General features: G+C 71.3%; 10 protein-coding genes and 1 pseudogene. 4 read left to right on the forward strand and 7 right to left on the reverse strand.

Translation table 11 applies throughout. The features are described 5' to 3' along the window. Nucleotides 1-170 precede the first annotated feature (170 nt). Together C1J00_RS25575 and C1J00_RS25580 are read left to right on the forward strand one after the other, a co-directional pair. Nucleotides 171-1,001: a PP2C family protein-serine/threonine phosphatase gene (locus C1J00_RS25575; RefSeq protein WP_102911398.1), complete on the forward strand. Its 831-nt coding sequence runs from the start codon at nucleotides 171-173 to the stop codon at nucleotides 999-1,001. 60 nt (nucleotides 1,002-1,061) lie between these two features. After that, nucleotides 1,062-2,057 carry an MASE1 domain-containing protein gene (locus C1J00_RS25580; RefSeq protein ID WP_102911399.1) on the forward strand — a complete coding sequence of 332 codons (996 nt, stop codon included), beginning with the start codon at nucleotides 1,062-1,064 and terminating at the stop codon, nucleotides 2,055-2,057. Between the two features lie 196 nt (nucleotides 2,058-2,253). Here the strand turns inward: C1J00_RS25580 and C1J00_RS25590 are convergent, their stop codons facing one another. The 3 genes from C1J00_RS25590 to C1J00_RS25600 form a co-directional block, all read right to left on the reverse strand. After that, nucleotides 2,254-2,913, reverse strand: coding sequence for a YceI family protein (locus tag C1J00_RS25590; protein ID WP_102911400.1), 660 nt, complete (start codon nucleotides 2,911-2,913; stop codon nucleotides 2,254-2,256). Nucleotides 2,914-3,103: 190 nt separating this feature from the next. Then, nucleotides 3,104-4,063, reverse strand: a complete 960-nt coding sequence (locus tag C1J00_RS25595) for a transferase (protein WP_245936501.1) — start codon at nucleotides 4,061-4,063, stop codon at nucleotides 3,104-3,106. Then, nucleotides 4,060-5,325, reverse strand: coding sequence for a glycosyltransferase family 4 protein (locus C1J00_RS25600; RefSeq protein ID WP_102911401.1), 1,266 nt, complete (start codon nucleotides 5,323-5,325; stop codon nucleotides 4,060-4,062). The genes C1J00_RS25595 and C1J00_RS25600 overlap by 4 nt, the downstream gene beginning before the upstream one ends. A 216-nt stretch (nucleotides 5,326-5,541) precedes the next feature. On the opposite strand from C1J00_RS25600, the gene C1J00_RS25605 reads away from it, so the two are divergent. Both C1J00_RS25605 and C1J00_RS25610 read left to right on the forward strand, forming a co-directional pair. Further along, nucleotides 5,542-7,260, forward strand: coding sequence for a VanW family protein (locus C1J00_RS25605; protein WP_102911402.1), 1,719 nt, complete (start codon nucleotides 5,542-5,544; stop codon nucleotides 7,258-7,260). 133 nt (nucleotides 7,261-7,393) lie between these two features. Then, nucleotides 7,394-8,794, forward strand: a complete 1,401-nt coding sequence (locus C1J00_RS25610; protein ID WP_102911403.1) for a Tat pathway signal sequence domain protein — start codon at nucleotides 7,394-7,396, stop codon at nucleotides 8,792-8,794. A gap of 42 nt (nucleotides 8,795-8,836) precedes the next feature. On the opposite strand, the gene C1J00_RS25615 is transcribed toward C1J00_RS25610, so the two are convergent. From C1J00_RS25615 to C1J00_RS25630, 4 genes and pseudogenes are all read right to left on the reverse strand, one after another. Further along, nucleotides 8,837-9,619: a carbonic anhydrase gene (locus C1J00_RS25615; RefSeq protein WP_180989693.1), complete on the reverse strand. Its 783-nt coding sequence runs from the start codon at nucleotides 9,617-9,619 to the stop codon at nucleotides 8,837-8,839. 179 nt (nucleotides 9,620-9,798) lie between these two features. After that, complete coding sequence (katG, locus tag C1J00_RS25620) at nucleotides 9,799-12,018, reverse strand: catalase/peroxidase HPI (protein WP_102911404.1); 2,220 nt, start codon at nucleotides 12,016-12,018, stop codon at nucleotides 9,799-9,801. 75 nt (nucleotides 12,019-12,093) lie between these two features. Further along, nucleotides 12,094-12,531, reverse strand: coding sequence for a Fur family transcriptional regulator (locus C1J00_RS25625; RefSeq protein WP_102911405.1), 438 nt, complete (start codon nucleotides 12,529-12,531; stop codon nucleotides 12,094-12,096). Nucleotides 12,532-12,707: 176 nt separating this feature from the next. Then, nucleotides 12,708-13,051 (reverse strand): annotated as a pseudogene (locus C1J00_RS25630) (hypothetical protein); the annotation flags it as partial.

The raw sequence follows: 13,051 nt of genomic DNA on the forward strand, positions 1-13,051 counted from the left end.
CGGTGGGGCGGCGGCCGGATCCCGAGGCGGAGCGCCGACTGGGTGAGGGCTCCCGGACCGTGTGAAGTCGTCGTGGAAGCGTTCACCTGCGTATCATCCTATGGACGTAAATCAGGTGATTTGCCTCCTCGGGTCGTCACCTGCCGTGGCCATCCTCGCCGGAGTGATCAATGTCCCGCACCGGCCCGACGGACGACGGCGACGAGCTGCTGACCAGGCTCGGGGCCCTGACGGCTCAGGCCCGTGCGCAGGCCGAGATGCAGCGGTCCCGGGTCGAGCTGGCGATCGCACTGCAGCGCGGCATGCTGCCGCGAGACCTGCCCGTCGCCCGTCGCCTGCACCTGGCCGTGCGCTACACACCCGCGTGCCAAGGCCTCAACGTGGGCGGCGACTGGTACGACGCCTTCACCCTGGGCGACGGCCGGATCGGTCTGGCCATCGGTGACGTACAGGGCCACAACATCGAGGCCGCGGCCTTCATGGGGCAGGTGCGGGCCGGGCTGCGGGCGCTGGCCTCCGTCACCGGTGAACCGGGCGAGGTGCTGGCCCGGACCAACGATCTGCTGCTGTCCCTGGGCTCCGACCTGTTCGCCACCTGCACGTTCATGAGGCTCGACCCGTGTGCGGGGGTGCTGGAGAGCGCGCGGGCCGGTCATCTGCCCTGCGTCTGGGCCACGGCCGACGGGAAGTCCGGCGTCACCGAGGACGAGGGCGGGCCGCCCCTCGGCGTGCAGGCGGGGATGCCGTACCCGGTGACGCGGTACGAGCTCACCACGGGCAGTGTGTTCGTCCTGCTCACGGACGGTGTCGTGGAGGGCCCGTCGGTGCGGCTGGAGGAGGGACTCGACCAGGTGACACGGCTCGCGGGCATCGCGGCGGTGGCGGGCATGGACGTGGACGCGCTCGCGGCTGCCGTGATCAAGGGAGCCGAGCGTGTGGGGCACGACGACGACGCCGCCGTCCTGGTGGTCGGCCTCGACGGGCCGGACGCTCAGCCATAGGGCCGCACGACACACAGTCCCACCTCGCCGGGGCGGCGGCCTCGGTGTCTCATGGCTGCTGTGGTGGGTAGCCAGGATCTGCGTACGCCGGTCGTCGTCGCTCTGCAGACGCTGGCCGTCGCCGCCTGCTACTACGGATCGGCGCAGCTGGGGCTGTTGCGGGAACTGGTCGTCGAGGGGGCGGTCGTCACCCCCATCTGGCCGCCCACCGGCCTCTCGGTGGCCTGCCTGCTGATCCTGGGGCTGCGTTGCTGGCCGGGGATCGCGCTGGGCGCCTGCTTCGTCATCCTGTCCCTCACCTCCCTGACGCCGTCGACTCTCTGCGTCCTGGCGGGCAACACGGCCGCCCCGGTCGTCGGGTACCTGCTGCTGCGGCGGGCCGGCTTCCGCACCGATCTCGCGCGGTTGCGGGACGGTCTCGCCCTGGTCTTCCTCGGCGCGTTCGCCACGATGCTGATCAGCGCGACCACCGGCGCCGGCACCCTGCTCGCCACGGACCAGATCGAACAGCCCGGCTTCTGGACGGTCTGGCTGGCCTGGTGGGTCGGTGACGCGATGGGCGTGCTCATCGTCACGCCGGTGCTGCTCCTGCTGTCCCGGGTGCGTCTGCCGCTGCCCTTGTCGCGCTGGAAGGAGGCCGTGGGGCTCGCGGTCATCGCCTGCTGCCTCGTCCCCCTGGCCGCGCACAGCTCCGTCAGTCTGCTGTTCCTGGTCTATCCCCTGCTGATCTGGGCGGCTCTGCGGTTCCAGCTGGCCGGCAGCCTGCTGTGCGCTCTGTTCGCCTCGGTCATGACCACGGTGGCGGCGACCGACCGGGTCGGACCGTTCGAACGGCTCGGCCGCGTCGAGGTGATGATGAAGCTGCAGGCCTTCAACGGGGCGATGGCACTCACCGCCCTGATCCTGTCCGCGGTGATCACCGAGCAGATCCACACACGGCGTTCCGTGGAGCGCGCCTGCCAGGAACTCGTCGAGGTCCTGGAGCACCTGACCGCGGGCGAGTCGGCGGACGGCCGGGCTCCGCTCGAGGACCGCGGACCCGGGCGGCGGGAGTGACGGGCTGAAGCCTCCGGGCCCTGTGCACCGCCCGGTCCCGCGCGGGGAGGGACATGGCCATCGACCCCGGCCGCGCAGCGGGCCCTGCGCGGCCGGGGCGGCGTGCGGTGCAGCCCCCTGAGCGACGGCGTACTCACGCTCGGCCCGGCCACGTTCCGGGGCGTGGCCGGGGCCGACGCGGCGTCGTGAAGCGCCCTCAGCCGCCCGACGACGGCGTACGGATGGCAGCGATGTCGAGCTGCAGGCGCACCTTCTCGCTCACCATCGCGCCGCCCTCGGCCAGCCTGCTGTTGTAGGTCAGGCCCCAGTCCGAGCGGTTGATGGTGGTGGTGCCGTCGAAGCCGACCCGGTCGTAGCCGAAGGGGTCGGTGACATTTCCGATGTAGGTCATATCGAGTACGAGGGGACGGGAAACCCCTTTGATGGTCAGTTCCCCCGACATGCTGAACAGGTCGGCGCCCGTCTGCTGCACCCCCGTGCTGGTGAAGCGCATACGCGGATAGGTCGCGGCGTCGAGGAAGTCACGGCCCACCAGGTGCGCGTCGCGTTGCTCCACCCCGGTATCCACGCTGGAGGTGAACAGAGTGATGTCGGCCCGTGACCGTGTGGGGTCGTACGCGTCGAAGTAGAGCCGGCTTTCGTACTCCAGGAAACAACCGCGCACGGTGGTCACCATGGCATGCCGGACGGAGAAGCCGATCCGGCTGTGCGCGGGGTCGACGACCCATTCACCGGACAGATCGGCCAGGTTGGGGTTCGGCAGCACGGCAGTGGACGATGCCGGTGCGCCGACGGGGCGCTGTGGGGGGAGCTGCGCCTGCCGGCGGGACGGCACAACGCGGTTGAACAGGTTCATGATTCATCTAGGTACTTGAGTTTGGTTATGGCCGCAAGCCCCCTCCCGATTTGCGGCCGTTGTGAACAAGGCCCTGACCCCTTTTGCGGCCGCTTTGCACAGAATCCACACACCGCTGTCGCGGCGCATCACCGAAACGACCATCCGAAACTCCAGGGATTTTCATTTCGGGCATTTCGGCGAATCGGTCTTACGTCACCTCTATCGCGAGGTCGTTGTCGACGGTGTAGTAAGGGCGGATGGCGGAACCGTCCGTCTCGGTCGCCGGGTAGACGTACACGTGCTTGCGGTCCGCCAGGTCGTCGAGCAGCCGGCCGACCCTGATCGGCGGTGCTCCGTCCGTGGGGTGGACGAAGGCGTCCCAGACGCGGATCGCTCCCCCGCCGTCGCCCGCCAGGTCCCTGGGGCCGACGGTGAAGGACAAGCCCCGGGCGTCGCCGTCGGTCCGGGGGCGGAGGGTCCGTACGGTGTCGGTGCCGCGCAGGCGCAGACGCACGGTGGCGTCCGCGTGGAGCTCGGCACCGTGCAGGCGGGCCGTGACCGTCACGCCCCGGTCCGTGACGTCGATGGCGCGGGCTTCCGCGTGGGCGGTGCGCCGCCATGCCCTCAGGGCCAGGAAGCCGTCCTTCGTGACGTACGGGATCCTGACCGCGACCGGCGCGGGACGGTCGCGCAGGTGGCCGTCGACGAGGCTGCGCAGATCCCGCAGGCCGGGGCGCAGTCGCATGCGCTCGGCACCGGGTTCCGGCAGCAGGTACAGGTCCCAGCGGCCCTCGTCGAGGACGGGGTGCGGCTCCAGTACGGCGTGCCGGTGACCGTCGGACCGGTCGGACTCCAGGTCTAGGAGGTGACGGGTCGTCTCCGGACGCCCCTTCTTCGGGCGCAGCCGCAGGAGCAGCCGGGGATGCGCGCCGTGCATCGGCGGCAGACGGAAGGTGATCCGGCCGTCGATGTCGATCGCGCAGTCGACGCGCAGATGAGAGCCGTGCTGCGGGCTCGTCTTTGTGGTTCGCGAACTGCTCGGCGTCGCCCCCCGACAGGGCACGCCCGGCATCACGTCCTCCTGCGGTGTGCCCGGCGGCACCTGCTGTGTGGCCGGCGTCACGCCCTCACGCGGCTCGCCCGGCGTCCTGTCCTCCGGTGTGCTCATCGGCTTCCCTTCCGTATCGAGCGCAGTACGCCGGCGGCGGCGGCGTGAGCGGCGTCGCGGGCGGCGTGGCCACGGCCGGCCAGGGCGCTCTGGGTGCGGTGGTGCCGCGGGGTGGCCGTCCGGCCGGCGATCCTGGCCGCGGCGGCGGCCTCCAGCAGGCGTTCGGCCTGGGCGACGACGGGGCCGGGAGCGAAGCGGCGCGCGTTGTCCAGGGCGGCCCGGCTCATGCGGCGGCGGCGCTCGTCGTCGCCGACGAGTTCCAGCAGGGCCGCGGCGAGCGCGTCACGGTCCCCGACCGGTACCAGCCTGCCGTCGGTGCCGTCCGCGATGATCTCGCCGGGGCCGTAGGGGCAGTCGGTGCTGACGACGGGCAGTCCGCAGCGCATCGCCTCGACGATGGTCATGCCGAACGGCTCGAAGTTCGACGCGGCCGCGCCGATCGAGCCCTTGGCCCATTCGGCCTCCATGGGGGTGGCCGCCCCCATCAGGAACACGTTGTTCCACATCCCGAGCCGTTCGATGAGCTCCCGCAGCCGCGGCTGCTCCTCGCCCTTGCCGTAGATGCGCAGCTGCCAGTCCGGGTGCGCGGCGGCGACCTGGGCGAACGCCTCGATGAGGAGGTCGTAGCGCTTGACCGGCACCAGGCGGCCCGCGGCGATCACCACCTTGGCGGTGCTGTCGGCGGGAAACAGGGCGGGGTCGGGGACGCTGTTGGGGAGCGACTCCACATGGACGCCGGGCAGCCACATCTTGCGCCGGTAGGCGGCGGCGTCCGCATCGGTGACGGTGGTGATCACATCGAGGCGGCGGTAGGCGCGGCGCAGGGCGGTGCGCAGCCGCGGCGAGTGGTTGTCGAGCGTGAGGTGCTCCTGGCCGACGCGCACGACGTGCTGCGGGGCCTGGCGGGCGATGTGCACGTTGAGGCCCGGGCGGGTGCCGATGACGACATCGGCGTCGAGCGCTGCGAGGCACTCGCCGATGCGCTGGTCGGTCAGCTCGCTGTACTGGTGGTGGCGGTACTCGGCGGGCGGGAACACCTTCGCCGGTCTCTGGTGCAGCGGATGGTCCGCCTCCTTGCGCAGGTCCACCAGCGCCCGCAGCCGCACGCGTGGATCCGGGACGAGGTTGGGGTGTTCCCGGTGGCGTAACGCGGAGACGATCTCCACGTCGTGCCGTTCGGCCAAGGCCCCGGCCAGGTTGAACGTGGTGGTGATCGTGCCTCCGATTCCGTAGGCGTTGTGAATCAGGAAAGAGATCTTCATGGTGGCCTAGACCGTGTCAACGACCGGACCGTTGTTCGTCGTTACCACTCTGTGCCCGTGCCCCGCGGCGGGCCGGTCCGGCCGGTTCCGGAATGATCTCGGACATAAGTGGTCTGGGCCATACCGGTTCGCCCCTGATGTGTGGATAACTTGATGTGTTTGCCCGCGCATCGTCGCGTCATCGGGTGCACCCTCGTATCGATCCTCTGGAGCCCCATGCGCCCCCGTACGGCCCTCGTCCCGCGCATCACCTCCCTCCCGCCCGTCGCCCTGGCCGGCGGCGCGCTGGCCGTGGGGGCCGGTGGTCTGTATCTCGCCGGACTGCTCCTCACGGGCGGCCAGATCGACTCGGGCACGACCGTGCGCGGGGTGGACATCGGAGGGCTGAGCCGCGCGGAGGCGGTGCGGAAGCTGGATCGGGAGCTGGGCGCGGCCGGCGCCCGGGAGCTGCCCGTCAAGGTCGGGGACCGAACGGGCAGTGTCGATCCGGAGCGCGCGGGCCTCTCCTACGACGTCGAGGGGACCGTCGACCGGGCGGCGCGCACCGGCGCCGATCCGGTCAGCGTGTTCGGTGGGCTCTTCCGCTCGGGCGGCGACATCGAGCCGGTCGTGAGCCTCGACGAGGACAAGGCCCGGGCAGCCCTCGGGCAGCTGGCGAAGGGCCTCGACCAGAAGGTCAGGGACGGCGGCGTCGCGTTCGACGACGGCCGGGTGAAGGCGGTCACGCCGCGGACGGGGCAATCGCTGGACGTGAACGCCGCGGTCCGGCCCCTGCGCGAGTCCTTCCTGCGCGGGGACACCCGCACGGCCACGGCCCTGCCCGCCCGCGAGACCCGGCCCGAGGTCACCGCCGACGAGGTGGAGCGGGCGGTACACACCTTCGCGGAACCGGCCATGTCGGGCCCCGTCACGCTCACCGCCGCCGGCCGGCGCTTCACCGTCGGCCAGGAGGCACTGGGCGAGCATCTGACCATGCGGCCGGACGGCGGCGGCACACTGAGACCGAAGCTCGACGTGAAGGGGTTGCGCACCGAGCCGTCCGTGGCCGGCCCCCTGGACGACATCACCACGACCGCCGAGAACGCCACGCTGCGGCCGGAGGGCGACGAGGCCGTGGTCGCCGAGGACGCCACGGTGGGCCGGTCGGTCACCGACAAGGCGCTGGGCAAGGCCGTGCTGCCACTGCTCACCGAGTCGGGCGCCGCCCGCAGTGGCGAGGTCGAGGTCCGCGAGACCCGGCCGGAGGTGACCCGCGAGAACGCCGCCGAGCTGGGGCTGACGGAGAAGATGTCCTCCTTCACCGTCGACTTCGAACCGGCCGAGTACCGCACGAAGAACATAGGCCGGGCGGTGGAGCTCATCAACGGCTCCGTCGTCATGCCGGACGAGACCTGGAGTTTCAACCGGACCGTCGGTGAGCGCACCGAGGCCAACGGCTTCATGGACGGCATCATCATCCTGGACGACAAGTTCACGAAGGCGTCCGGCGGCGGCGTCTCGTCCGTGGCGACGACGGTGTACAACGCGCTGTTCTTCGCCGGGCTCAAGCCCGTGGAGCACGGAGCGCACTCGTTCTACATCGAGCGCTACCCGGAGGGCCGCGAGGCGACGGTCGCCTGGGGCAGCCTGGACCTGCGGTTCGCCAACGACTCCGGCAACGCCGTCTACATCCAGGCCGAGTCGACGGACACTTCCGTCACCGTCTCCTTCCTCGGCACCCGCGAGTACGACGAGATCAAGTCGGTCACGGGCCCGCGCACCGAGGTGAAGAAGCCGCGGAAGAAGGTGAGCGACGACAAGGAGTGCGTCCCGCAGACACCGCTCGAAGGGTTCGACGTCACCGTGGAGCGGGTCTTCTACGACGACGGCCGGGAAGTGAAGCGGGAGCCGTACCGCACGCACTACACCCCGCGTGACGAGATCGTCTGCGAGTGATCCGCTCAGCGTTCGGCTTCCTCCCCCCTGGCGCCCCCTGACCAACCCTCCCTTCAGAGCAGAGCGTTGACCCGGCAGCGGAGCGCCAGCAGAATGAGCGCCCACTGGTTGAGAGCGCTCTCAAGGGAGATCCATGACTGGCAGACAAGGCCCGGCGCTCAGCCGGCGTTCGCTCATCGGTGCCGGACTCGGCATCAGTGCCGCGGGACTCACCGCCGCCGGCTCGGGGCAGGCCGTCGCGGCCGGTGCCGCCGGTGCCGCCGGTGCGCGCCCCGCATCGGCCCCGGCCCGGGGACTGGCCTTCCTCGCCGCCGCCATGGACGCCTACCCCGACCACGGTGCCCTTCGTCTGGCCCAGAGCTACACCGACCAGGCCGGCCTGTTCAGCACCGCGTTCACCTACGACAACGCCCTCGCGGTCCTCGCCCACCTCGCGGCCCGGACCTCAGCCGGCCTGGACAGGGCCAAGGCGCTGGGCGACGCGCTGCTCCATGCCCAGGGCCACGACCCGGCGTACGACGACGGCAGGCTCCGGCAGGCCTACAACGTCGGGCCGTACACCTTCTACGACGGCTCGCTCCAGCCGGACGGCTTCGTACGGGCGGACGGCACCGTCAACGTCGGGACGCAGTTCGGCTTCACCGGCACCGCCGTGGGTGACATGGCCTGGGCGGGCATCGCGCTGAGCGCTCTCGCCCGGCGTACCGGGGCGCGCCGCTTCCTGGTCGGTGCCGTGCGGATCGGCGAGTGGATCGAGCGGAACGGCCGGACCGACGAACCGCTCGGCGGCTTCAAGTTCGGGGTCGACGGGGCCGATCAGAAGCTGCCGTTCACCTCGACCGAGCACAACACCGACCTGGTCTGCCTGTTCGGCCGGCTCGCCCGGCTCACCGGCGACCGGGTGTGGCTGGAACGACGGGGGCGGGCCGAGGCGTTCGTGCGGCGGATGTGGGAGCCGGCCGGCGGCTTCTTCTACACCGGCACCAACGACGGTGTCACGGTCAACACCTCCCCGGTCCCGGAGGACACCCAGACCTGGACGCACCTCGCACTCGGCTCCCGCCGCCACGCCCGTTCGCTGGACTGGACCGCGGCCGAACTGGCCGTCACGGACCACTCCGGGCGTCCCAACAGCACGGTGCCCGCGGGGCAGTCGTACAAGGGTGTCACCTTCAGTTCGGCGAGCCTCCTCGCGAACGAGGACGCCCCGATCGGGGCCGGCCAGCCCAGGCCCGACCGCAACGGCGTGTGGTTCGAGGGGACGGCCCACCTCGCGCTCGCGCTGCGCGACAGGGGGGCGCGGGGCGACGAGGCGCGCGCCCGGCGGCTGATCGCGTCCACCGAACAGGCCCAGGATCTGCTGGGCGGCGGTCAGACCGTCGGCGGGAAGACGCTGCCCGAGCGCTGCGGGGTGGTGTCAGCGAGCAGTCCGCTGGACACCGGGTTCGGCTTCGGCTACTACCCGTACCGGCACACGGGCGCGACCGCCTGGTACCTGATGGCGGCGGCCCGGTACAACCCGCTGCGGGCGTGAGGCACGGCCCGGTCCGCTGCCGCGCAGCGGACCGGGCGGTGGTCAGGCCAGGCGGTGGACCGCCTGGGTGGTCAGTTCGTAGCGGGTACCGACGATCGCCAGCTCGCCCGTGCCGATCCTGGCGGCCAGTTCGGGTTCCGCGGCCAGCCGGGAGCGTACGAGCCGGACGTTGGCGCTCACGGTCGCGTCGATCCGGGCGTCCCCTTCCTTGCCGTGGTCGATGGCCGGCCCTATCTGGTCGACGAGGTACTGCATGTGGGCGGGCAGTCTCGTCCCGGACTCCTCCGCCTCGACGGCGGCCCGGACCGCGCCGCACGACTGGTGCCCGAGGACGACGACCAGGGGTATGGCGAGTTCGAGGACACCGTAGGCGACGCTGCCGAGGACGGCCTCGTCCAGCACCTCACCTGCGGTGCGCACGGTCATCAGGTCGCCGAGGCCCTGGTCGAAGACGAGCTCCGGGGGCACGCGCGAGTCGATGCAGCCGAGTACGACCGCGAAGGGGTGCTGGCCGGTGGCCAGCGTCCGGCGCAGGGTGGGGTCTTCGTGCGGGTGGCGTTCCCGGAAGGCGCGCCAGCGGCGGTTGCCCGCGGCCAGTTCCCGTAGGGCTTCCGCGGGGGTGACGGGCCTCGGAGGTGCGTCCCGGTTCGGGGTGGCGGCGGTTGCCGGCCGGGCGGCGCCGAGGCCCGCGCCGAGCGCTGCGGCCCCGGTCAGGGCGGTGCGCAGAAGGGTGCGGCGGACGGTACCGCCGGTGGTGGGCCGTGCGGCGGCGAAGGGGTGCGGCGCACGGCCGGCGCCTCTGTGGGCGGCGGAATCAGTGTTCACGACCCGAACGTATGCCCACCTCCGGGCGCGGTCGCGTTCCTTGCCCTTTCATGGTGAGAGTTGGGTAAGTGATGTTCTTACCTTGAACGGTTGTTGACGGTCCCTCAGGCAACGCCCTCCCGAGGCGACGCGGGACGCCCCGGGCCGTCGGCCCGGGGCGTCCTGTCATGCGGAGGTGATCAGACCAGGTCGAACCGGTCCAGGTTCATGACCTTGACCCACGCCGCGACGAAGTCGTTGACGAACTTCTCCTTCGCGTCGTCGCTCGCGTAGACCTCGGCCAGGGCGCGCAGCTCGGAGTTCGAGCCGAAGACCAGGTCGGCGCGGGAGCCGGCCCACTTGACCTCGCCCGTGGCGGCGTCGCGGCCCTCGAACGTGGTCTGGTCCTCGGTCGTCGACTTCCACTCGACGCCCAGGTCGAGCAGGTTGACGAAGAAGTCGTTGGTCAGCGAGCCGGGCGTCTTGGTGAGGGCGCCGAGCTGGGACTGCTGGTAGTTGGCGCCCAGCACCCGCAGGCCGCCGACCAGGACGGTCATCTCCGGCGCGCTCAGGGTGAGCAGGTTCGCCCGGTCGAGCAGCAGGAACTCGGCCGGCAGGCGGTTGCCCTTGCCGTGGTAGTTCCGGAAGCCGTCGGCGGTCGGCTCCAGCGCCTCGAACGACTCGGCGTCGGTGTGCTCCTGCGTCGCGTCCACACGGCCGGCGGCGAAGGGGACCTGCACCTGGAAACCGGCTTCCTTGGCGGCCCTCTCGACGGCGGCGGTGCCGCCGAGGACGATCAGGTCGGCCAGGGAGACCTTCTTGGCGCCGGAGTTGAACTCCTGCTGGATGCCCTCCAGGACCCGCAGGACCTGCGCCAGCTCGTCGGGCTCGTTGACCTCCCAGCCGCGCTGCGGCTCGAGGCGGATCCGGGCGCCGTTGGCGCCGCCGCGCTTGTCACTGCCGCGGAAGGTGGACGCCGAGGCCCACGCCGTGGACACCAGCTGCGAGACGGACAGGCCCGACTCCAGGAGCTTGGCCTTGAGGGTCTCGATGTCGCCGGCGTCGATGGCCTCGCCCTCGGCCTCCGGCAGCGGGTCCTGCCACACCAGGGTCTCCGCCGGGACCTCCGGGCCGAGGTACAGCGACTTCGGGCCCATGTCACGGTGGGTCAGCTTGAACCAGGCGCGGGCGAACGCGTCCGCAAACTGCTCCGGGTTCTCGTAGAACCGGCGGGAGATGGGCTCGTAGATCGGGTCGAAGCGCAGCGCCAGGTCCGTGGTGAGCATCTTCGGCCGGTGCTTCTTCGCGGAGTCGTGCGCGTCCGGAACGATCTCCGGGGCGTCCTTGGCCACCCACTGGTTGGCGCCGGCCGGGCTCTGCTCGAGCTCGTACTCGAACTCGAAGAGGTTCTTGAAGAAGCCGTTGCTCCACTGGGTCGGCGTGCTCGTCCAGGTGACCTCCAGGCCGGAGGTGATGGCGTCGCCGCCCTTGCCGGTGCCGTAGGTGCTGCGCCAGCCCAGGCCCTGCTCCTCCATGGAGGCGGCCTCGGGGTCGTCGCCGACGTGGTCGGCCGGGCCGGCGCCGTGGGTCTTGCCGAAGGTGTGGCCGCCGGCGATCAGGGCGACGGTCTCCTCGTCGTTCATCGCCATGCGGCGGAACGTCTCACGGATGTCGCGGGCCGCGGCGAGCGGGTCCGGGTTGCCGTTGGGGCCCTCGGGGTTGACGTAGATGAGGCCCATCTGGACGGCGCCGAGCGGGTTCTCCAGCTCGCGGTCGCCCGTGTAGCGCTTGTCGTCGAGCCAGGTGGTCTCGGGGCCCCAGTACACGTCCTCCTCGGGCTCCCAGACGTCCTCGCGGCCGCCGGCGAAGCCGAAGGTCTCGAAGCCCATCTGCTCCAGGGCGACGTTGCCGGTGAGGATCATGAGGTCGGCCCAGGAGATGGACTGGCCGTACTTCTTCTTCACGGGCCACAGCAGACGGCGGGCCTTGTCGAGGTTGCCGTTGTCGGGCCAGCTGTTGAGCGGGGCGAACCGCTGCTGGCCGGCGCCGGCGCCGCCGCGGCCGTCGCTGATGCGGTAGGTGCCGGCGCTGTGCCAGGCCATACGGACCATCAGGGGGCCGTAGTTGCCGAAGTCGGCCGGCCACCAGTCCTGCGAGCTGGTGAGTACCTCGGCGATGTCGCTCTTCACGGCGGCGAGGTCGAGTGCCTGGAACGCCTCGGCGTAGTCGAAGTCCTCACCGAGGGGGTTGGCCACCTCGGGGTTCTTGGCGAGGATCTTCAGGTTGAGCCGCTCGGGCCACCACTGCCGGTTGCCGCCGCCCTGGGTCGGGTGCAGGGCGCGGCCGTGGGCCACGGGGCAGCCGCCTCCTGCCTCCTCCGACTTGGGGTCGGTGACGATCGCGTCGTGGTTCTCAGTCATGGAAATCCTTCCGGACGGGGTGGATCACGGTGCTCGGGTGGATCACGTGCTCAGGAACGCTCGGGTGGATCCCGCTCAGGAACTGCGAGCGGTGGAACAGGCGGGGCACAGGCCCCAGTAGATGACCTCGGCCTCGTCGACGGCGAAGCCGCGGTCGTCGGACGCGGTCAGGCAGGGAGCGTGGCCGACCGCGCAGTCGACATCGGCGACGGCTCCGCACGACCGGCACACGAGGTGGTGGTGGTTGTCGCCGACCCGCCCCTCGTAGAGGGCCGGGCTGCCGGGTGGGTCGAGGCGGCGTATCAGTCCCGCCGCGGTGAGTGCGTGCAGCCCCTCGTAGACGGCTTGGACGGAGATGTGGCCCACGCGGCCGCGCACCTCGGAGGCGATGGCCTCGGCGCCGAGGTGGTCACCGTCCCGTACGGCGTCGAGCAGCGCGACGCGGGCGGCCGTCACCCTCAGGCCGGCACCGCGCAGTTCCTCGGCGGTGGTCGGGTTCCCGGATGCGGTCATGCGGACAACCTAGCCACATAAACACGACCGGTTCAAGAAAACGAACGGTTCAATTTTGATGTCGTGCGTGTGCGGCCGTGCGGGACGGCCCGCCGAGGGGTGTGAGTTGAGTCACAGTCGGATGATGGCCCGTCGGGGGGCGTGAGGGGGTACGCACCGCCGCGCCGGTCCGTCGATCACGCGTCCGATGAGGTCAGGCGTTCGAGCTGGGCGGTGGCCGTCGCGGCCTTACGGCCGGCCTCACGGACCCGGCGGTCGGCCGTGCGCGCCCGCTCCCGGGCCGTCCGTTCGGCGAAGCGAGCCTGCTGGTGTTCGCTCCTGACCCGCTCCAGCTCGCCGGTCAGCTCCTCCACGCGCTGCTGGAGGGCGTCCACCTGCTGCTTCGCCTCTCCGGCCGCCCGTCCGGCGGCCGCGGCCTCGTCGCGCAGCTCCCGCAGCTCGCGCCCGGCCGCCTCGGCGTCCTTCCGGGCCCGGTCCAGTCGGCGTCGCTGCTGCTCTCTCGTCTTCTTGTCCGGGCGGG

Origin of the sequence: Streptomyces cahuitamycinicus (assembly GCF_002891435.1) — a bacterium.
Lineage (GTDB): Bacteria > Actinomycetota > Actinomycetes > Streptomycetales > Streptomycetaceae > Streptomyces > Streptomyces cahuitamycinicus.